The sequence below is a fragment of the Hydrogenophaga sp. genome (genome assembly GCF_035481345.1).
Lineage (GTDB): Bacteria > Pseudomonadota > Gammaproteobacteria > Burkholderiales > Burkholderiaceae_C > Hydrogenophaga.
On record NZ_DATIGV010000054.1, the window covers coordinates 1 to 19,294 of the forward strand.

Annotated in this window: 18 protein-coding genes; 10 read left to right on the forward strand and 8 right to left on the reverse strand. The window is 68.4% G+C overall.

The features are described from left to right. Positions 1 to 595 (reverse strand): acyclic terpene utilization AtuA family protein (locus tag VLG41_RS05835; protein WP_325348448.1); only part of this gene is annotated, 595 nt, incomplete at its 3' end. 166 nt (positions 596 to 761) lie between these two features. Here VLG41_RS05835 and VLG41_RS05840 point away from each other — a divergent pair. The 7 genes from VLG41_RS05840 to VLG41_RS05870 all read left to right on the forward strand — a co-directional run bounded on the left by VLG41_RS05840 (position 762) and on the right by VLG41_RS05870 (position 8,724). Beyond that, entirely contained in the window at positions 762 to 1,637 is an 876-nt protein-coding gene (locus VLG41_RS05840) for a branched-chain amino acid ABC transporter permease (RefSeq protein ID WP_325348449.1), read from the forward strand. Positions 1,638 to 1,646: 9 nt separating this feature from the next. Then, complete coding sequence (locus VLG41_RS05845) at positions 1,647 to 2,723, forward strand: branched-chain amino acid ABC transporter permease (protein ID WP_325348450.1); 1,077 nt, start codon at positions 1,647 to 1,649, stop codon at positions 2,721 to 2,723. 5 nt (positions 2,724 to 2,728) lie between these two features. Then, positions 2,729 to 3,568: an ABC transporter ATP-binding protein gene (locus VLG41_RS05850; protein ID WP_325348451.1), complete on the forward strand. Its 840-nt coding sequence runs from the start codon at positions 2,729 to 2,731 to the stop codon at positions 3,566 to 3,568. Beyond that, the gene (locus VLG41_RS05855; RefSeq protein WP_325348452.1) at positions 3,565 to 4,353 is read left to right on the forward strand and encodes an ABC transporter ATP-binding protein; all 789 of its coding nucleotides are present in this window, start codon (positions 3,565 to 3,567) and stop codon (positions 4,351 to 4,353) included. The genes VLG41_RS05850 and VLG41_RS05855 overlap by 4 nt, the downstream gene beginning before the upstream one ends. A 13-nt stretch (positions 4,354 to 4,366) precedes the next feature. Beyond that, positions 4,367 to 6,223: a long-chain fatty acid--CoA ligase gene (locus VLG41_RS05860; protein WP_325348453.1), complete on the forward strand. Its 1,857-nt coding sequence runs from the start codon at positions 4,367 to 4,369 to the stop codon at positions 6,221 to 6,223. A gap of 50 nt (positions 6,224 to 6,273) precedes the next feature. After that, on the forward strand, positions 6,274 to 7,437 hold the full coding sequence (locus VLG41_RS05865; RefSeq protein WP_325348454.1) for an ABC transporter substrate-binding protein: 1,164 nt from the start codon (positions 6,274 to 6,276) through the stop codon (positions 7,435 to 7,437). A 108-nt stretch (positions 7,438 to 7,545) separates the two neighbouring features. After that, on the forward strand, positions 7,546 to 8,724 hold the full coding sequence (locus tag VLG41_RS05870) for an ABC transporter substrate-binding protein (protein WP_325348455.1): 1,179 nt from the start codon (positions 7,546 to 7,548) through the stop codon (positions 8,722 to 8,724). Between the two features lie 132 nt (positions 8,725 to 8,856). On the opposite strand, the gene VLG41_RS05875 is transcribed toward VLG41_RS05870, so the two are convergent. Next, positions 8,857 to 10,254: a HAMP domain-containing sensor histidine kinase gene (locus tag VLG41_RS05875; protein ID WP_325348456.1), complete on the reverse strand. Its 1,398-nt coding sequence runs from the start codon at positions 10,252 to 10,254 to the stop codon at positions 8,857 to 8,859. A gap of 138 nt (positions 10,255 to 10,392) precedes the next feature. On the opposite strand from VLG41_RS05875, the gene VLG41_RS05880 reads away from it, so the two are divergent. Then, on the forward strand, positions 10,393 to 10,794 hold the full coding sequence (locus VLG41_RS05880; RefSeq protein ID WP_325348457.1) for a DUF2784 domain-containing protein: 402 nt from the start codon (positions 10,393 to 10,395) through the stop codon (positions 10,792 to 10,794). A 33-nt stretch (positions 10,795 to 10,827) separates the two neighbouring features. Continuing rightward, complete coding sequence (locus VLG41_RS05885) at positions 10,828 to 12,042, forward strand: ATP-binding protein (RefSeq protein WP_325348458.1); 1,215 nt, start codon at positions 10,828 to 10,830, stop codon at positions 12,040 to 12,042. A gap of 93 nt (positions 12,043 to 12,135) precedes the next feature. Here the strand turns inward: VLG41_RS05885 and VLG41_RS05890 are convergent, their stop codons facing one another. Together VLG41_RS05890 and VLG41_RS05895 are read right to left on the reverse strand one after the other, a co-directional pair. Continuing rightward, the gene (locus VLG41_RS05890; RefSeq protein ID WP_325348459.1) at positions 12,136 to 12,507 is read right to left on the reverse strand and encodes a hypothetical protein; all 372 of its coding nucleotides are present in this window, start codon (positions 12,505 to 12,507) and stop codon (positions 12,136 to 12,138) included. A gap of 88 nt (positions 12,508 to 12,595) precedes the next feature. Then, positions 12,596 to 13,201, reverse strand: a complete 606-nt coding sequence (locus VLG41_RS05895) for a MarR family transcriptional regulator (protein WP_325348460.1) — start codon at positions 13,199 to 13,201, stop codon at positions 12,596 to 12,598. Between the two features lie 184 nt (positions 13,202 to 13,385). On the opposite strand from VLG41_RS05895, the gene VLG41_RS05900 reads away from it, so the two are divergent. After that, positions 13,386 to 15,140, forward strand: a complete 1,755-nt coding sequence (locus tag VLG41_RS05900) for a tannase/feruloyl esterase family alpha/beta hydrolase (protein ID WP_325348461.1) — start codon at positions 13,386 to 13,388, stop codon at positions 15,138 to 15,140. A 67-nt stretch (positions 15,141 to 15,207) separates the two neighbouring features. Here VLG41_RS05900 and VLG41_RS05905 read toward each other — a convergent pair whose 3' ends face one another. From VLG41_RS05905 to VLG41_RS05920, 4 genes are all read right to left on the reverse strand, one after another. Beyond that, positions 15,208 to 16,776: an aldehyde dehydrogenase family protein gene (locus VLG41_RS05905; RefSeq protein ID WP_325348462.1), complete on the reverse strand. Its 1,569-nt coding sequence runs from the start codon at positions 16,774 to 16,776 to the stop codon at positions 15,208 to 15,210. Between the two features lie 12 nt (positions 16,777 to 16,788). Continuing rightward, complete coding sequence (locus tag VLG41_RS05910; RefSeq protein ID WP_325348463.1) at positions 16,789 to 17,277, reverse strand: thioesterase family protein; 489 nt, start codon at positions 17,275 to 17,277, stop codon at positions 16,789 to 16,791. A gap of 26 nt (positions 17,278 to 17,303) precedes the next feature. Next, entirely contained in the window at positions 17,304 to 18,452 is a 1,149-nt protein-coding gene (locus VLG41_RS05915; RefSeq protein ID WP_325348464.1) for an acyl-CoA dehydrogenase family protein, read from the reverse strand. Continuing rightward, on the reverse strand, positions 18,449 to 19,294 hold an 846-nt coding region (locus VLG41_RS05920), incomplete at its 5' end, for a biotin/lipoyl-binding protein (RefSeq protein WP_325348465.1). The genes VLG41_RS05920 and VLG41_RS05915, both read right to left, overlap by 4 nt.

Here is a 19,294-nt window from a genome sequence, read left to right on the forward strand (position 1 = left end):
GCTCCGCCCCTTCCAGCGCCCCTTCGATGCTCCAGCCGTGCGCGTGCGCGATCGGCCCCAGGAACAGGGCCGCGTCCGCCACTCGGCCGGTGATGACGATCTGTGCGCCCTCGTCCAGCGCCTGCACGATGGGATCGGCCCCCAGGTAGGCGTTGGCGAACACCAGGCGCTCGCGCACCGCCTCCAGCGACGCGCCGGTGAACAGGTGGGAGAACGCACCACCTGACGCGCCAGCCAGTCGCGGCAGCACGTCGTCACCCGTCACCACCCCGATGCGCGCCTTCAGCCCCTTGGCCGCGAAGGCCGCCAGCACCGCCTGCGCCGCGCCGCGCGGGTTCAGCCCGCCGGCGTTGCAGACGAAGCGCACGCCGTGGCGCTGCATCAGCGGCCACAGGCGCAGCAGCAACGGCACCACGTCGCGCGCGTAGCCCAGCGCGGGGTCGCGCTGGCGGTCCTTCTGCAGGATGGCGAGCGTCAGTTCGGCCAGGTGGTCGCTGGCGATGAACTGCACATCGCCGCGTTCGATGCTCGCGGCGATGGGCTCCCACGCGTCACCGTAGAAACCCAGGCCGGCGCCGATGCGTACTGACTTCATCCTCGACATCTTCCTGGCGCCTGCGCGACTGCCGATGGGGGAGAACCCCTAGCGGCAGTCCCGGGGAGGACAGCTATAAATCTTCGACCCTGGCGGCACGGCCTGCTCCCAAGCTTGCAGCAAGCGCGCACCGGCCCCCGGCAATACAACGACAGGAGACAGTTCCGTGCAACTGCTGCAACTGCTGATCAGCGGGGCGGCCCAGGGATGCATCTACGGCCTCATCGCGCTGGGCTTCGTGCTCATCTACAAGGCGACCGAGACCGTGAGCTTCGCGCAGGGCGACCTCATGATGGTGGGGGCCTTCGGCGGCCTGCTCACCATGACGCTGCTGGGCTTTCCCTTCTGGCTCTCCGTCATCGCCGCCATCGCCGGCATGGCCCTGTTCGGCATCGCGCTCGAACGCCTGGTCATCCGCCCCATCCTGGGGCAGCCCGCCTTCTCCATCGTCATGCTCACCATCGGCGTGGGCTACCTGCTGCGGGGGCTCATCACCATGATCCCCAACATCGGCACCGAGACGCACACGCTGCCGGTGCCCTACGCGGGCCAGGTGCTCAAGCTCGGCGCGCTGGTCATCTCCGCCGAGCAGATCGTGGTGATCGGCGCCACCGCCCTGCTGTGCGCAGTCCTGTTCGCCATGTTCCGCTACAGCAAGCTGGGCATCGCCATGCAGGCCGCGTCGCAGAACCAGTTGGCGGCCTACTACATGGGCATTCCGGTCAAGCGGCTCAACGGCCTGGTGTGGGGCCTGGCGGCGGGGGTGGCGGCCATCGCGGGCCTGCTGCTCGCGCCCATCACCTTCGTGCACGCCAACATGGGCTTCATCGGCCTCAAGGCCTTCCCGGCGGCGGTGGTGGGCGGCTTCGGCAGCCTGCCGGGCGCCATCGTGGGCGGTCTCATCATCGGCATCGTCGAGGCCGTTGCGGGCTTCTACCTGCCCGAAGGCTTCAAGGACATCGCACCCTACATCGTGGTGCTGATCATGCTGGTGCTCAAGCCCAACGGATTGTTCGGCGAGAAGCTGAGAAAAAAAGTCTGAGGCCGAACGATGCGATTCCTCTTCAAGACGCAATACGACCAGGACATCCGCCTCGCCAAGCACGGCGGCCACGTGTTCTGGTACGGCCTGCTGTGCCTGTTCCTGCTGGTGGCGCCCTGGGCCATCGACGAGTACTGGCTCGCGCAGCTCACCTTCGTGCTGATCTACGGCATCGTGGGCCTGGGCCTGATGCTGCTGGCCGGCTTCACCGGCCTGTTCTCGCTCGGCCACGCGGCCTTCCTGGGCGTGGGCGCGTACACGCAGGCCGTCATGGTCAACGCGGGCGTGCCCTTCCCCATCGCGCTCGCGTGTGCCGGCCTGCTGGCCGCGGCGGTGGGCGTGGTGGTGGGCCTGCCGGCCCTGCGCGTCAAGGGCATCTACCTCGGCATGGCCACGCTGGCCTTCGGCTTCATCGTCGAGGAAGGCATGGCGCGCTGGGAGTCCGTCACCGGCGGCAACAAGGGCCTGATGGTCAACTACCCCGAACTCTTCGGCTGGGCACTCGACTCCACCAACGAGTTCTACTTCCTCTGCCTGGTGGTGTGCGTTCTCAGCACCCTGGGCATCGTCAACCTCATGCGCTCGTCCACCGGCCGCGCCTTCGTCGCCATCCGCGATTCGGAGATCTCCGCGCAGAGCATGGGCATCCACCTCGCGCGCTACAAGACCCTGTCCTTCGCGCTCTCAGCCGCGCTGGCCGGCCTGGGCGGCGCGCTCTACGCGCACAAGATCCAGTTCCTCTCGCCCGAGCAGTTCTCCATCATCCAGTCGATCGACCTGCTGCTCATGGTCGTCATCGGCGGACTGGGCTCCATCCACGGCGCCTTCCTCGGCGCCATCTTCCTCATCGTCATGCCGCAGCTCATCGCGCTCGGCAAGGACGTGCTGCCCGAGGCCATCGGTCAGTCCGCCGGCCTGCAGGGCGCGGTGTACGGCGCGGTGCTCATCGCCTTCGTGCTGTTCGAGCCCATGGGCCTGTACGGGCGCTGGCTCAAGATCCGCGCCTACTTCCAACTCTTCCCGTTCTACCGCCAGGGCATGTTCAAGCGGCAGAAGTCGTTCCAGAAATCGGACCGCCTGAAGTGAACGCCATGAACGACGACACCCTGCTCTCCGCCAAGAACCTCAGCGTGCGCTTCGGCGGCGTGCTGGCGGTCAACAACGTGAGCTTCGACGTGAAGAAGGGCGAGGTCTTCACCCTCATCGGCCCCAACGGCGCGGGCAAGACCACGGTGTTCAACCTCATCAGCCGCATCTACACGCCCACCACCGGCGCCATCGACTACGCCGGCCACGGCGGCACCGTGCGCCTGACGGACCAGGCGCCGCACACCATCGCCCGCCTGGGCATCGCGCGCACCTTCCAGAACATCGAGCTGTTCGAGCACGCCACGGTGCTGCAGAACCTGCTGATCGGGCGCCACACGCACCGCCGCACCGGGCTGTGGAGCGAGCTCTTCTTCACCGGCAAGACCCGCGCCGCCGAGATCGAGGCGCGCGAGAAGGTCGAACACGTCATCGACCTGCTGGACCTGCAGCACCACCGCGAAAGCCTGGTCGCCGGCCTGCCCTACGGCGTGCGCAAGGTGGTGGAACTGGCGCGCGCCCTGTGCACCGAGCCGCGCCTGCTGCTGCTGGACGAGCCCTCCTCCGGCCTGAACGTGGAAGAGACCGAGGACATGGCTTTCTGGATCACCGACATCAAGAACGAGCTCGGCATCACGGTGCTGATGGTGGAGCACGACATGAGCCTGGTGTCCAAGGTGTCCGACCGCGTGCTGGCCATGAGCATGGGCACCGAACTGGCCACCGGCACGCCAGCCGAGGTGCAGGCCGACCCCGGCGTGATCGAGGCCTACCTGGGCAGCGTGGACGACGTGTCCAGCCTGCGACGGGAGAACCACCCAGCGTCCCACAAGGTGTCCGCATGAGCGTTCCGACCTCAGACGCCCCCGTCCTCAAGCTCTCCAACGTCGAGAGCGCCTACGGCCCCATCAAGGCCATCCGCGGCGTGAGCCTGCAGGTGCGCCGCGGCGAGATCGCCACCGTGCTGGGCAGCAACGGCGCCGGCAAGACCACCATCCTCAAGACCATCAGCGGCATCATCGACCCGCGCAAGGGCTCGGTGGAGTTCAAGGGCGAGAACATCACCGCGCTGGACCCGGCGCACATCGTTCAACAAGGCCTGCTGCACGTGCCCGAGGGGCGCGAGGTCTTCCCCCTGCTCAGCGTGCGCGACAACCTGCTCATGGGCGCCTACACCCGCAAGGACCGCGACGGCGTGGCGCGCGACATGGACATGGTGTTCGGCTACTTCCCCATCCTGAAGGAGCGCGCCACGCAGGACGCCGGCCTGCTCTCGGGTGGCCAGCAGCAGATGCTCGCCATCAGCCGTGCGCTCATGGCCAACCCGGACCTGATCCTGCTCGACGAGCCCAGCCTGGGACTCTCGCCCAAGCTCACGAAGGAGATCTTCGAGATCGTGGTGCGCATCAATCGCGAGCGCGGCACCACCATCCTGCTGGTGGAGCAGAACGCCAACATGGCGCTCAACGCGGCCGACTACGGCTACGTGCTGGAGAACGGCCGCATCGTGATGGAAGACACCTGCGCCCACCTGCGCGAGAAGGACGACATCAAGGAGTTCTACCTCGGCATGAAGGAAGCCGGCGTGCGCGCCGACCGCCGCTGGAAGAAAAAGAAGAACTGGCGCTGAACGGAGACACGTCATGAGCACCCTCTGGGACCTCTCCCACATCCAGCCCGAGACCCGGATCGTCCTGGAAGGCGACACGATTCCCGCGCTGTTCTGGAACGCCGTGAAGGCGCGCGGCCCGAACGTGTGGATGCGCCAGAAGGACATGGGCCTGTGGCGCAGCTGGACCTGGGACCAGACCGGCCAGGCCGTGCGCGAGATCGCCCACGGCCTCATGGCCCTGGGCTTTGCGCCCAAGGACACCGCCTCCATCCTGTCCAACACCACCATCGAATGGGTGCTGGCCGACTTGGCCGTGCTCAGCGCCGGCGGCGTGGCCAACGGCATCTACCCCACCGACGCGCCCGAGCAGGTGCACTACCTCTGCGAGGACTCGCGCACCAGCGTGCTGTTCGTGGAAGACGAGGAGCAGCTCGACAAGGCGCTGGCCGTGCGCGAGCAACTGCCGCTGCTCAAGAAGATCGTGGTGGTCGACATGGAGGGCCTTCGCGACTTCCATGACGAGCAGGTGCTGAGCCTGGACGCCCTGCGCGCCCTGGGCCGCGAGCACCTGGCGCAGCACCCGCAGCTGCTGGAGCAGCGCGTGGCCGGCGTGCGCCCCGAGGACCTCGCCATCCTGGTCTACACCTCGGGCACCACGGGCAAGCCCAAGGGCGCCATGCACTCGCACAAGGGCCTGGTCTACACCGTGCGCGGCTACAACGCCATCCTGCCGCGCCACGACACGGACGAGTGCATGTGCTTCCTGCCGCTGTGCCACATCGCCGAGCGCATGGGTGGCGAGTACTTCTCGCTCTACACCGGCGCGCGGCTGAACTTCGTGGAGAACCCGGAGACCGTGCCCGAGAACGTACGCGAGATCGCGCCCACCATCTTCACCGCCGTGCCGCGCGTGTGGGAGAAGTTCTACTCCGGCGTGATGATCGCGCTCAAGGAAGCGAGCCGCCTGCAGCAAGCCGCCTACGCCTGGGCCATCGGCGTGGGCCACCAGGTGGCCGAGCATGTGCTCAAGGGCGAGGCGGTGCCCGGCGGGCTCAAGCTGCGCTTTCGGCTCGCGCGCGTGCTGGTGCTGGACAACGTGCGCAAGCTCATCGGCATCCACCGCTCGCGCTTCCTCGTCACCGGCGCGGCGCCCATTTCGCCTGAACTCGTGCGCTGGTACCTCGCGCTGGGCGTGCCCATGCTCGAGGTCTGGGGCATGACCGAGACCTGCGGCGCCTCCACCGGCGTGCCGGCGCAGCGCATCAAGCCCGGCAGCATCGGCCCGGCCGCGCAGTACAACGAGGTGAAGCTGGACCCGCAGACCGGCGAGATCCTGGTGCGCGGACCCAACGTGTTCATGGGCTACCTGAACCTGCCCGAGAAGACCGCCGAGACCATCGACGCCGAGGGCTGGCTGCACACCGGCGACGTGGGCGTGGTGGACGAGGACGGCTTCTTTCGCATCACCGACCGCATGAAGGACATCATCATCACGGCCGGTGGCAAGAACATCACGCCCAGCGAGATCGAGAACGAGCTGAAGTTCTCGCCCTACGTCACCGACGCCGTCGTCATCGGCGACCAGCGCCCCTACCTCACGGTGATCATCATGATCGACCAGGAGAACGTGGAGAAATTCGCGCAGGACCACGACGTGCCCTTCTCCAACTACGCCAGCCTCACCCGCGCGCCCGAGGTGCAGCAGCTCATCCAGACCCTGATCGACAGCACCAACCGCAAGTTCGCGCGCGTCGAGCAGATCAAGAAGTTCTGGCTGCTCGACACCCAGCTCACCGCCGAGGACGAGGAGCTCACGCCCACCATGAAGCTCAAGCGCAAGCTGGTGCAGAAGAAGTACGCCGAACGCATCGAGAACATGTACCACTGACGCCACCGACGCCGCCCTGCGCGGCACACCACCCCGAGGAGATCCGCGCCATGAAGTCACTGCACACCCTCACCGCCGTCGCGCTGGCGCTGTCGGCCGGCGCCGCCCTGGCCCAGACACAGGGCGTGAGCAAGGACGAAATCGTCCTCGGCTCCATCCAGGATCTCTCCGGCCCGCTGGCCGGCTTCGGCAAGTCCGTGCGGCTGGGCATGGTGCTGCGCGTGGACGAGATCAACGAGCAGGGCGGCATCAACGGCCGCAAGCTCCGGCTCGTCGTCGAAGACGCCAAGTACGACCCGCGCAACGCCGTGCTGGCGGCGCAGAAGCTCGTCAACCAGGACAGGATCTTCGCCATGGTGGCCCACCTGGGCACGGCGCAGAACATGGCAGCCATGCCGGTGCAGTTCCAGAAGAACGTCGTCAACTTCCTGCCCGTGACGGCCGCGCGCGAGATGTACGAGCCCTTCCACAAGCTCAAGTTCGCCAACATCGGCCCTTACTACGAGCAGATGCGCACCTTCCTGCCGCGCATGGTGCAGGAGAAGAAGCCCAAGGCGGTCTGCGCCATCTACCAGGACGACGAGTTCGGCCTGGAGGTGCTGCGCGGCGCGGAAGAAGGCCTGAAGGCCGTGAACCTGCAGATGGTGGAGAAGACCTCGTTCAAGCGCGGCGCCACCGATTTCTCGTCGCAGGTGGCGAAGATGAAAGCGTCGAACTGCGACTTCATCGTGCTCGGCACCATCATCCGCGAGACCATCGGCACCATCGCCACCGCGCGCAAGCTCGACTTCAACCCCACCTTCTTCGGCTCGCAGGCGGCCTACACCGACCTCATCCACAAGCTCGGCGGCCCGGCCGTGAACGGCCTGTACGCCACCATGACGACCCAGCACCCCTACCTGGACGAGGCCGCGCAGCCCATCCGCTTCTGGGCCAACAAGTACAAGACCAAGTTCAACGAAGACCCCAACGTCTTCTCGGTCTATGGCTACAACGCCATCGACATCTTCGCGCGCGCGGCCGGCAAGACCGGCGCCAACCTCACCACGGACAGCTTCGTCAAGACCATGGACAGCCTGAGCGTGCCCACCGACATCTTCGGTTCGCCGCCGCTCAGCTTCAACCCGCAGCGGCGCTACGGCAGCATGGCCATGCGCCTGTCTCAGATCCAGGACGGCCGCTGGAAGGTCGTCTCCGACTACGTGAACCAGTGATGCGGCGGGGCGGTGCGAGGAAGGGTTTTTCCGCATCACCGCCCCTGTGAAACGGCCCATCATCCCCGCGAGAACGAGCCTCTTCCACCCTTGAAGGAGACAGCAGCGATGAAGACAACATTGAGCCTGATCGGCGCGGCCATCGCGCTGGGCACCGCCGGCGCCGCGCTGGCGCAAAGCCAGGGCGTGAGCAAGGACGAGATCGTCCTCGGCTCCATCCAGGACCTCTCCGGCCCCATCGCCGGCTTCGGCAAGCAGGTGCGCCTGGGCATGATGCTGCGCGTGGACGAAGCCAACGAGCAGGGCGGCGTCAATGGCCGCAAGCTCAAGCTCGTCGTCGAGGACTCCAAGTACGACCCGCGCAACGCCGTGCTGGCGGCGCAGAAGCTCGTCAACCAGGACAAGATCTTCATGATGGTGGGCCACATCGGCACGGCGCAGAACATGGCCGCCATGCCCGTGCAGTTCCAGAAGAACGTCATCAACTTCTTCCCGGTGACCGCCGCGCGCGAGATGTACGAGCCCTTCCACAAGCTCAAGTACAGCTTCGCCGCCACCTACTACGACCAGATGCGCGTGGCCGTGCCCAAGCTGGCCAAGGAAAAGAACGCCAAGAAGATCTGCACCATGTACCAGGACGACGAGTTCGGTCTGGAGGTCAAGCGCGGCGCCGAAGACGGCCTCAAGGCCGCCGGCATGTCGCTCGCGGTGGAAACCAGCTACAAGCGCGGCGCCACCGACTTCGCCTCGCAGATGCAGAAGCTGGCCTCCGAGCAGTGCGACATGGTCGTGCTCGGCACCATCATCCGCGAGACCATCGGCGGCATCGCCACGGCCAAGCGCCTGGGCTTCAACCCCACCTTCATTGGCTCCAGCGCCGCCTACACCGACCTCATCCACAAGCTGGGCGGCCCGGCCATGAACGGCCTGTACGCCACCATGACGGTGCAGCACCCCTACCTGGACGCGGCCTCGCAGCCCATCCGCTTCTGGGCCAACAAGTACCAGACCAAATTCAACGAAGAGCCCACGGTGTTCTCGGTGTACGGCTACTCGGCCATCGACAGCTTCATCCGCGCCGCCACCAAGGCCGGCCCCAACCTGAACACGGAGAGCTTCATCAAGGCCATGGACACCATGACCATTCCGCCCGACATCTTCGGCAGCGCCGAGATGACCTTCACCGCGCAAAAGCGCCTGGGCAGCAACGCCACGCGCATGTCCATGCTGGAGAACAACCGCTGGAAGGTGGTCACGGAGTACATCAACACGGCCGCGGCCAAGTGAAGGGCCCGCCAACAGGATCTGGAGGAACGACAGCTTCCTGAAACTTCGCGCCGCCCGGTCAACGGGCCATGCGCGGCAGCCGCCGGTGTTGCAAGCCCCGGTGGCTTTTTTTTGTGCGCCAGCCTGCGTGGCTCAGGTGGCGGGCAGCGTCCACCAGAAACGCGCGCCTTCGCCCACGCGGCCGCTGGCGCCCACGTCGCCGCCGTGCTGCTGCACCACGCGGCGCACCACCGTCAGGCCCAGGCCGGTGCCCGGCACGGCGTCGCCGGCCAGGCGGTTGAAGGGCTGGAACAGTTCACCCGCGCGCGCCTCGTCGAAGCCCGGTCCGTTGTCGCTCACGGCAAAACGCCAGGCGCCGTTCTCGCGCTGCGCGTCCACGGCCACCGCCAGCCCCGGGCGGCCCTGGCCGTACTTGAGCGCGTTGCCCACCAGGTTGGTCACCACGTGCGCCATGAGGCCGCGGTCCACCTCCACCACGGGCAGCGCGCCCACGCGCACCGCGTGCCGCGCGCTCGGGTACTCCATGGCCAACTGCTCCACGCACTCGCGCACCAGCTCGCCGAAATCCACCTTCGCCTTCTGCAGCGCCTGCTGCTCCACGCGCGCCAGGTCCAGCAGGTCGCTCACCATGCGGCTGGCGCGCAGCGACTCCTGCCCCAGCTTGCGCACCAGCGGCAAGGCCTGCACGGGCTGGCCTTCCTCGATCGCTTCGCGGGCCATCTCGCTCAGGCCGTGGATGTTGCGCAGCGGGCCGCGCAGGTCGTGCGAGACCATGCCGGAGAAGGCGCGCAGGCCTTGGTTGAGGGCTTCGAGCTGGGCGGTGCGCTCCTGCACGGTGCGGTCCAGGCCATCGGCCAGGCGCTGCAGGGCGGCCTCGGCCTGTTCGCTGCGCCGCAGCTCGCGCGCCAGGCGGTGGGCGTCGCGCTGCAGGATCATCGTGAGCACGAAGAAGTAGACCGCCACGATCGGCAGCGGCGTGATGTCGCGAAACGCCGTCAGGTCCATGCTGCCGCGCAGCGCCAGCAACAGCAGCACCGGCTGCCCGAGCAGGGCGGCGGCCAGGGCGAGTTGGCCGCCCCAGCGGTCGAACCACCAGCGCCAGACCAGCCACAGCGCCGCGGCCACCAACACGGCGGCCGAGGCCATCGGCCCACGGAACGGGTCGTCGGGCAGCACCAGCACCATCAGTGCCACGCCGGCCCAACCCAGCAGGCACAGGCCGAAGAAGCGGTGCCAGGGCCGCTCGGCCCGGCCCGATACGTAGTTGTGCAGCCCGATCAGCAGCGCCGAGACGGCCGCCACCACGGCGCCGGAGGCCGGCAGGCTGATGCCTTCGGGGCTGACGTCGAAGCCGATCTGCACCAGGCGCAGCGCCGCGTTCGACAGGCCGAACAACATGGCCGAGCCGGCCAGCCAGCTGACGTAGGGCCAGGAATCCTCGTGCGCGTAGGCGATGAATATCACGCCCAACAAGGCGACCAGCACGCCAGTCATGTAGAGCAGATCGCCGAACAGCGAGAGCCAGTCCATCAGCCTTCCCTGAGCCCGAAACCGCCGCAGTGTGACAGATGGACACCGCCTCGTCAGGGGGGTTGCCACCAGGGGTGGTCACGCCGCCACGCGTCCCTGCGCACAATGCCACGCAGTGCGCCGCACGGAGATCGTTCAGTGAATCCCCCTACCGCCCTCTGGCTGGCCGACGCCCTGCTCGCCCTGCACGTGGGCGTGGTGCTGTTCGTGGTGGGCCTGCTGCCGCTGGTGCTGGCCGGCGGCGCGCTGGGCTGGCGCTGGGTGCGCCACTTCCGGCTGCGTGCCGCGCACCTGGGCCTGATGGTCTTCATCGCGGCCCAGGCCTGGCTGGGGCAACTGTGCCCGCTGACCGTGTGGGAGCAGGATCTGCGCCGCCTGGCCGGCCAGAGCGGCTACCGCGAGAGCTTCATCGAGCACTGGCTCTCGCGCCTGCTGTACTGGGAGGCGCCGTGGTGGGTGTTTGTGGCCGCTTACACCGCTTTTGCGGGGCTGGTGGGGTTGGCGTGGTGGTGGGTGCGGCCTCGAAAGCGCGCAAATTAACCTTGCAAATTCTCCACAGCGTGGAAGAATTGCATGGTTATGTATCCTCGCTTTCGCCTTCCCCTGCTTCGGCAACTGCTGCAGGAATTTCCGGCCGTGGCCATCCTCGGCCCGCGCCAGGTCGGCAAGACCACGCTCGCCATGGAGTTGCTGGCCATGGACGGGGCCACGCAATACCTCGACCTGGAATCGCCAGCCGATGCGGCCAAGCTCGCCGATCCGCTGAGCTACTTCGAATCCCGCCGCGACCGACTCGTGGTGATCGATGAGGTGCAGCGCGCGCCCGACCTGTTTCCCGTGCTGCGTGGCGTGATCGACCAGCGACGGCGGCAAGGGCAGCGTGCGGGCCAGTTCCTCCTGCTGGGCTCCGCCACCGGCGCTTTGCTGGCGCAGTCGGCGGAGAGCCTCGCGGGCCGCATCGCCTACATGGAGCTGCAGTCCCTGACGATCAACGAAGTCCCCTCTGACGACGCGCAGCGCCTCTGGCTGCGCGGCGGGTTTCCGGAGTCGCTGCTGGCGCGCAGCGACTCGGCCAGCTTGCGCTGGCGCCAGCAATTCATCAGCACCTACCTGGAGCGCGACATCCCGCAGCTGGGCCCCCGCATTCCCGCAGAAACGCTGCGCCGCCTGTGGACCATGCTGGCTCACGAACAGGGGCAGTTGCTCAACGCCTCGAAACTGGCCACCTCGCTCGCCGTCAGCGGCCAGACGGTGACACGCTACATCGACCTGCTGTGCGATCTGATGCTCGTGCGCCGCTTGCTGCCCTGGGCAGACAACGGGGGCAAACGCCTGGTGCGTGCACCCAAGGTTTACGTGCGCGACAGCGGCCTGGTGCACGCGCTGCTCGGCCTGGGCCAGCTCGATGAAGTGTTGAGCCATCCGGTGGTGGGCGGCAGTTGGGAAGGCTGGGTGATCGAGAACCTGCTGGCCGTGTTGCCCGAGGGCGCGCAATCATTTTTCTATCGCAGCAGCGCGGGCGCGGAGCTCGACCTCGTGCTGGACCTGCCGCGCAAGCAACGCTGGGCGATCGAGGTCAAGCGCAGCACCGCGCCCACCGTGGGCCGAGGCTTTCACCAAGCAGCCGGCGACATCGATGCGACCGCGCGCTTCGTGGTGCATTCAGGCACCGATGCCTACCCGCTGTCGGCGGACATCGAGGCGATTCCCGTGGCCGAACTGCAACAGCGACTGATCGACCTTGGCGAGGCCCCAGCCAGCGCGGCGCGCAAGACACCGCGCCGTTGATGCCCTCCGTTGAAAGCAGAAGAGCTGCGACAACGCCTGCTTCACTGCGACCGGAATGCCGATGGATGACGGAGCGAGTCCTGCGACGTCCTTTCAGCCCCGCCGCCCGTACCGACCCGACCGCCGCTTTCGCTGCTCGTTCCTCAAGCGCTGCCGGTCCCCGACGTCGAGCGCCTCGTCGCGTTGGTTCAACAGTTCGGCGGCGACGCGGGCGTCCGGGTCCATGGCCAGTTGCTCGGCCGCGATCCGTGCCCCAAAGAAATCGGCCAGTTCGATCGGCGGGCGGTTCTGAGGCCCGTTCTGCGTCGGCGGCAGCGGCAAGCGGGCGCCGGGCTTCTTGTACAAGGCACGGCTTTCCTCACTGTCGGGTTCCAGCTCGGCCGCGGCGATGTCCGCATTGACGGTGCGGATCGGGTCGCCGCGCTGGGTCTGGGCGAGCGAAAGAGACGGGGGGCGGATCTTCATGCGGGAGAGGTGCAGGCAGCAGCGGCCGAAGGAGGCCGTGAGTGACCGATGGCGCGCTTTGGTTGCATGGCGCACAGGACCCGGCGCCTCAGGTCTCCGCGCCCGGCGCACGCCCCGGCGCGTGCCGCGATCGCGCCAGCTTGTGCAGCAACTCGGCCAGCATCATCTGCTCGGCCGCGCTCAGGGTCTTGAAGGCCGCGCGCTCGCTTTCCAGCAGGCGGGCCGTCAGGTCCACCGTCAGCGCCTCGCCCTGTTTCGTCACCCGCAGGTGTTGCCCTCTTCGGTCGCTTTCGTTCGCTTCACGAACGATCAGGCCGCGGCGCACCAGCTTGTCCAGGCCGGTGGTGATGTAGGGCGCGCTCAAGCCGAGGGCCTTGGCCAACTGCGCGGGTGACACGCCCGGGTTGCCATGCACCAGGGCCAGCAGGGTGTATTCGACCGTGCGCAGGCCATGCGGTATGCCCGCCACGTCGTCGAAGGCCGCGATGGTGACGATGGACGCCTGCGCGAGCTGGTAGCCCACCAGCCACTGCAGATCCCCTTCGTTCAAGCGGCCCGCCGGCGTGGAGACATCGGCCGGCCTGGCGTCCTCGGCCCGGGGGCGGACCGCTTTCGCCGCGGGTGCCGCGGCGCGGCGCGCGGCCGCCGGCGCAGCGGGCGTTTTCTGTTTCGTTGTGGCGTTGCGCGCCGTCATGAGCACTCACTCCTCCATGCGGGCGCCACCAAGGCCCCGCCATGCAGAGCCGATTCTGCCCGCTCGCGCGAGTCGGCCTCGCGGGTATTCACCTATCCAGAAATTTAGTTAAGCAAACTAACCTTTTGTTGAGGCCGCAACGACAAGCGGCCCATTTCGGTTCAAACCATCCGAGGAGACAAACATGACTCACTTCTTGCGATCGGCCCTCGCGGTGGCCGGTAGCGCGGCGCTGTTGGCGGCTTGTGGGGGTGGAGGCGGTGACGGTGGGGGGAGCGGCGCGCCCGCCGCTCCTCCGCCGGCCGAAGCCAGCCTGTCCATTCCCGCACCGGGCTCCCTGCTGCCCGCCGCCAGCGACATCTCGATCGCCCAGGCCGATTGCTCGGCCGCGAAGCTGGGCACGTCCATTGCGCCGGCCGACATTGGCGAGCCCGTGGCCGCGGTGACGCTGAACGCGCCCACCTGGACCGCCGCCGCCGGTGGCAACCAGGCCTACTGCTCGATCACCGGCGCCATCTACGCGGTGGACCCGAGCGCGCCCGTCATCAACTTCCGTGTGTCGCTGCCCGAGAACTGGGCGCGGCGCGCGGTGCACACCGGCGGCGGCGGCATGAACGGCTTTCCGCCGGGCAATCCCTCGGCGGCGATCCTGGGCTTGCGCGCGGCCACCTGGGGCAGCGATTCGGGCCACACCTTCATGGACACCAACTGGGCGCTGAACGAAGAGGCCATGAAGAACCTGGGCTTCATGCAGATGAAGAAGACCCGCGACGTCGGTGTGACGCTGACGCAGCGCATGTATGGCGAGAAACCGCGCTTCACCTACTGGCAGGGCGGCTCGCAAGGCGGGCGCGAGGGCCTCACGGTGATGCAGCGCTACCCGCAGGACTACGACGGCGCCGCACTCACCGTGCCCATCGTCAGCTTCTCCACGCTGACGCTGGCGCCCGAGCTGATCCGCATCCAGGAAAAGCCCCTGGCGAACTGGGTGCCGCCGGTGAAAGTGGCCGCCATCCGAACCGAGTTCATGCGCCAGTGCGACAAGCTCGACGGCCTGGTCGACGGCATCATCAACAACTACACGGCCTGCCGCGACATCTTCAACGTCAAGGCCGGCGCACCGGGCCGCAACCCCTGGCTGGACAAGCGCTGCCCGGGCAACGTCGACCCCAACCCGGCGGACAACACGGCCAGCGCCTGCTTCACCGACGGCCAGATCGAGACGCTGAAGTTCATCTATTCGCCCTACGCGTTCGCCACGCCGCTGGCCAACGGCACCACGTCCTTCGGCATGTGGGCGCCCACCACCGATCCGGGCGGCTCGGGCCTGCTGATCAATACGCGCCACGTGGGACAGGAAGGGGCCGACCCCGGCGCCACCATCCACAGCCACCTGGGCATCCTGGGGGTGACGGGCTTCCTGTTCAAGGACCTGAACGCCAACCCGCTGGACTATGTGGAAGGCGGCATGCTGAATGCGCGGCGCGTGGAGATCTCGCAGCACCTGGACGCGACCAACCCCGACCTGACGACGTTCTACAAGCGCGGCGGCAAGGTGCTCATCACCATCGGCAGCAACGACAGCCTGGCCTCCACGGGCGCGCAGTTGGACTATTACCAGTCGGTGCTGAACAAGATGACCCGCCCCGTGTTGGACGCCTTCGCGCGCCTGTGGGTGCTGCCGCAAACGGGCCATGGCCTCAGCGGCACGAACCTGGCCGTCGATGGCGACGGCAATGCCATCCCCTCGGTGGCCATTCCCAACACGTTCAACGGGCTGCAGATGGTGGTGGACTGGGTGGAGCAGAACCAGGCGCCCAGCAAGAACCCGACGGTGACGGCCGGCGCCAAGTCCCTGCCCATGTGCTCGTACCCGCAACACCCGCAGTACGTGGCGGGCGACGTGGCGCTCGCCGCCTCGTACACCTGCGCTGACTGAGGCCTCGCCCGTCGGCCCGTTGGAAGCCCCGCAGCCGCGGGGCTTTTTCATGGGCCCACGCGGCGGATCAGCCCTCGATCCGCGTCTGCGATTGCTCGCGCATGTACTGCGGCAAATAGTGGAACGAGGCCAGCGCCTTGCCCGTGCTGCCCGAGCCCTTCCACCCACCAAACGGCTGGTACCCGGGCCAGGCACCGGTGGTGGCGCCCAGGGGCCGGTTGACGTAGGTGACGCCGGCCTCGATGTGCTCCAGGAACCATCCGACCTCGTCCTCCGCGCCAAAGAAACCCGCCGTGAGGCCGAAGTCGCTGGCGTTGGCTTCGGCCATGGCCTGATCGGCGCCGTCCACGCGGCCCAGCATCACCAGCGGCGCGAACATTTCCTTGCGCCACAGCGGGTGGTCCAGCGGCGCCTCGGCCACCAGGGGCGCGCAATAGAAGCCCTCGCCCGCGTCGGCGGGCAAGGGCCCTTCGGCCACGATGCGCGCGCCCCCGCCTTCCAGTTGCCGCCGGCAGTCCGCGTGGCGCGCCTGCGCGGCGCGCGTGGCCACGGGGCCGGTCCAGCTCGCCTCGCGCTGCGGCTCGCCCACGGCCAGCTTGGCCACCGCCGCGCGCAGGCGCTCGATGAGCGCATCGGCCACCGAGCGGTCCACGTACACGCGCGACAGCGCCGAGCACTTCTGCCCCGACATGCCGAAGGCCGAGCGCACGATGCCCTGCGCCGCCACGTCGAGCTTGGCGCGCGCGGTGACGATGGCCGCGTTCTTGCCGCCCATCTCGGCGATGCAGGGGCGCGGCCAGCGCCGGTTCACCTGCGCGCGCAGGATGTGCATGCCCACCTCGTACGAGCCGGTGAAGGTGACGCCGCCAATGCCCTCGTGCTGGATGAGCGCCTCGCCCACGTTCGCGCCGTCGCCCACCAGGCAGTTGAAGGCGCCATCGGGCAGGCCCGCGTCCTTCAGGCACTGCGCCAGCAGCAGGCCGGACCACGGCGTCTCCACCGAACCTTTCAGCACCACCGTGTTGCCCGTGACCAGCGCGGCCGCCGTGGGCCCGCCCGCCAGCGCGAAGGGGAAGTTGAAGGGCGCGACGACGGCCCACACGCCGTACGGCTTCATCACACTGCGGTTGCGACTCTTCATGTCGGGCAGCGGGTCGTCGGGCAGGGCACGGTCGTAGCCGCCGTTCTCCTCCATCTGCCGCGCGTAGATGTCGCAGAAGGCGCTGACCTCGGCCACCTCGCCCAGCGCTTCCATGCGGGTCTTGCCCACTTCCAGCGAGACGATGGCGGCCATCTCGTAGAGGCGCTCGTCCACCAGGCGCGCGGCGCGGCGCAGCAGGGCCACGCGCTCCTGCCAGGGGGTTCGGCGCCATTCGGGCAGGGCGCGCCGCGCCGCGGCCACGGCCAGGTCCACGTCGGCCGTCGAGGCCTGGGCGAAGCGGCCCAGCAACTCGCTCTGGCGCGCGGGGTTGTACTTGTCCAGCATCGCGGTGCGTGGGACGAAGTCGCCATCAATGAAGAGGCCATGGTCCTGCCCCAGGCCGGCGCGCACCGTTTGCAGCGCGGCCTCGAAGCGTTCGTGCAGTGCGCGCGGCGGCGCGAACATCGTGGAATAGGTCAGTTGGAAATCGCTCATCGCCAAGCCCCCTCAAGACACGATGTACGCCGCCGCGCCCACCGCCAGCAGCGTGCCGTCGTCCCCATGGAACGCCATGCGCGTGCTGGCCACGCGCGAGCCCAGGCGCAGCGCCTCGGCGTGAATGGTGAAGCGCGCGCTGCCCACGGCCGGGCGCAGGTAGTCGATGCGCAGGTCGATGGTGCCGAGCTTGGCGAAGCGGTGCATGCGCTGCTCGATGCTGTCGTCCATGTGGCGCGCGGCCATGCCGGCCAGCACGGCCAGGCCGCCCATGGCGTCCAGCGCGGCGCTGATGACCCCGCCGTGCAGCCGGTGGTGGGCGTAGTGGCCGATGAGTTCGGGCCGCATGTCGAGGTGGCCGCTCACGCGCTCGGGCAGCACCTCGTCGATCTTGAGGCCGATGTGCTGGTTGAAGACGATCTTCTGTTCGAAGAGCTCGGTGATGGCTTGCACGAACTCGGGTTCGAACGGCACGGTTGGTGTGGGGCTGGGGGTGCTCATGGTGGGGGTATCCGTCGGGTCCGGGTTCAGGCGCCGAACTGGCGTGCGGCCAGGTCCTTCATGATCTCCTCGGCACCGCCACCGATCATCATGACCTTCACCTCGCGGTAGATGCGCTCGCAAGCGGTGCCGCGCATGTAGCCCATGCCGCCCAGGATCTGCACGGCCGCGTCGGCGTTGGCCTGCATGGCCTGGGTGCTGTGGTTCTTGAGCAGGCAGACGTTGCCCACCCAGTCGGGGCCTTCGTCGCCCGCGTCGATGCGCTCGCCGAGCGCGTCCAGCCAGGCCTGCGTCGAGGCGATGCGCATGCGCATGTCCATCAACTTGTGGCGGATCACCTGGTGCTGGATGAGCGCCTCGCCGAAGGTCTTGCGCTCGCGCGCCCAGGCCAGGGCCTCGTCGTGGCAGGCCTCGGCGAAACCCAGCGCCAGCGCGCTCATGCCCAGGCGTTCGCCGTTGAAGTTGCCCATGATGTAGCGAAAGCCCTTGTGCTCTTCGCCGATGAGCAGGCGCGCCGGCACGCGCACGCCATCGAAGCGCAGGTGACCGGTGTCGCTGGCGTGCCAGCCCATCTTGTGCAGCGGCGTGCGGCTGATGCCCCTGGCGTCGCAGGGCACGGCGATCAGGCTGATGCCGCCGGCACCAGTGTTCTGCGTGTCTGTTCGAACGGCGAGCGTGATCCAGTCGCAGCGCACGCCGGAGGTGATGAAGGTCTTCTCGCCGTCGATGACGTAGTCGCCGCCATCGCGCCGGGCCACGGTGCGCAGGCTGGCCACGTCGCTGCCGGCGCCGGGTTCGGTGATGCCGAGCGCGGCGATGCGCTCGCCGCGCAGCACGGGCGGGATGATCTCGGCCTGCAGCTCGGTTGAGCCGTGCTTCAGGATCGGCGGCAGGCCGATGTTGTGGCTGAACAGGCTGGCCAGCAGGCCGCCGCTGGCGGTGCGCCGCGCCAGCAGTTGCGACACGGCGTTGCGCGCGCGCCAGGGCGCGGGCGTGCCGCCCAGGTGTTCGGGGTAGCCCAGGCCCGGCAGGCCGATGCGCGCGGCCTCGCGGTACAGCTCGCGCGGGAACGTGGCCTGCGCGTCCCAGTCGTTCACGTGCGGCACCAGGGCCTCGCGCGCGAAGCGGTCCACGGTGTCGAGCAGGGCAACGGTGTCGGCGCGGTCCCAGTTCATGCCACCGCCTCTGCCAAGAAACTCACCAGCAATTGACCCGGTGTGACCTGCTGGCCCGCCGACACCGACACCACCTCCACCGTGGCGTCGCGCGGCGCGGCGATCTGGTGTTCGATCTTCATGCTCTCGATGGCGAACAGGGTGTCGCCCTTGGCCACGCGCGCGCCGGGCCGCGCGTGCACGGCCACGAGCTTGCCGTTGAAGGGCGCGCGCAGGTCGCTCACGGCGCCGCCGGCGCCCGACCGGGTGCGCGCGGTGTGGCTCAGGTCGTCCAGCGCGAAGGTGTGCGGACCCACCTGCACCTGCCAGCGCCCCTCGCCCAATGGCACGGCGGAGGTGGCGCGGTACTGACCGTCGACGCTCACGCCGCCCGCGCCCAGGCGCGCATCGGCCCGGCGTTCGCCCATGCTCACGTTCAGGCGCCCCTTGCCCTGTTCGAGCACGGTGAGTTCGAGCACCGCGTCGCCGTGCCGCCAGCGCAGCGGGCGCGCGAAGGGGCACGGCAAGGCGCCCGTCGCGGGCTGCGCGGCGTAGGTCACGCTGAGGACGCCCGCCAGCACCGCATCACCCGGCGGCTGCAAAGCGGCGCGCAGGCCATCGCCCTGCTCCGCCAGGAAGGGGATCAAGGCCTCGCCCGCGCCGAACACCGGGTGGCGCAGGCAGCCCGCCAGAAAGGCGCGGTTGCTGGGCAGGCCCAGCAGCACGGTCGCGTCCAGCGCGTGCGCGAGGCGTTCGATGGCCTGCTCGCGCGTGGGCGCGTGCGCGATGAGTTTGCCGAGCATGGCGTCGTAGTGCGGCGTCACCTCGGTGCCGGTTTCGATGGCGTGGTCGAAGCGCAGGCC

Bases quoted from the DNA above. Each gene is read 5' to 3' on its own strand.
- VLG41_RS05875 (WP_325348456.1), bottom strand. From the start codon at position 10,254: ATGGACTGGCTCTCGCTGTTCGGCGATCTGCTCTACATGACTGGCGTG.
- VLG41_RS05850 (WP_325348451.1), top strand. From the start codon at position 2,729: ATGAACGACGACACCCTGCTCTCCGCCAAGAACCTCAGCGTGCGCTTC.
- VLG41_RS05900 (WP_325348461.1), top strand. From the start codon at position 13,386: ATGACTCACTTCTTGCGATCGGCCCTCGCGGTGGCCGGTAGCGCGGCG.
- VLG41_RS05865 (WP_325348454.1), top strand. From the start codon at position 6,274: ATGAAGTCACTGCACACCCTCACCGCCGTCGCGCTGGCGCTGTCGGCC.
- VLG41_RS05885 (WP_325348458.1), top strand. From the start codon at position 10,828: ATGGTTATGTATCCTCGCTTTCGCCTTCCCCTGCTTCGGCAACTGCTG.
- VLG41_RS05910 (WP_325348463.1), bottom strand. From the start codon at position 17,277: ATGAGCACCCCCAGCCCCACACCAACCGTGCCGTTCGAACCCGAGTTC.
- VLG41_RS05915 (WP_325348464.1), bottom strand. From the start codon at position 18,452: ATGAACTGGGACCGCGCCGACACCGTTGCCCTGCTCGACACCGTGGAC.
- VLG41_RS05845 (WP_325348450.1), top strand. From the start codon at position 1,647: ATGCGATTCCTCTTCAAGACGCAATACGACCAGGACATCCGCCTCGCC.
- VLG41_RS05895 (WP_325348460.1), bottom strand. From the start codon at position 13,201: ATGACGGCGCGCAACGCCACAACGAAACAGAAAACGCCCGCTGCGCCG.
- VLG41_RS05870 (WP_325348455.1), top strand. From the start codon at position 7,546: ATGAAGACAACATTGAGCCTGATCGGCGCGGCCATCGCGCTGGGCACC.
- VLG41_RS05905 (WP_325348462.1), bottom strand. From the start codon at position 16,776: ATGAGCGATTTCCAACTGACCTATTCCACGATGTTCGCGCCGCCGCGC.
- VLG41_RS05860 (WP_325348453.1), top strand. From the start codon at position 4,367: ATGAGCACCCTCTGGGACCTCTCCCACATCCAGCCCGAGACCCGGATC.
- VLG41_RS05855 (WP_325348452.1), top strand. From the start codon at position 3,565: ATGAGCGTTCCGACCTCAGACGCCCCCGTCCTCAAGCTCTCCAACGTC.
- VLG41_RS05890 (WP_325348459.1), bottom strand. From the start codon at position 12,507: ATGAAGATCCGCCCCCCGTCTCTTTCGCTCGCCCAGACCCAGCGCGGC.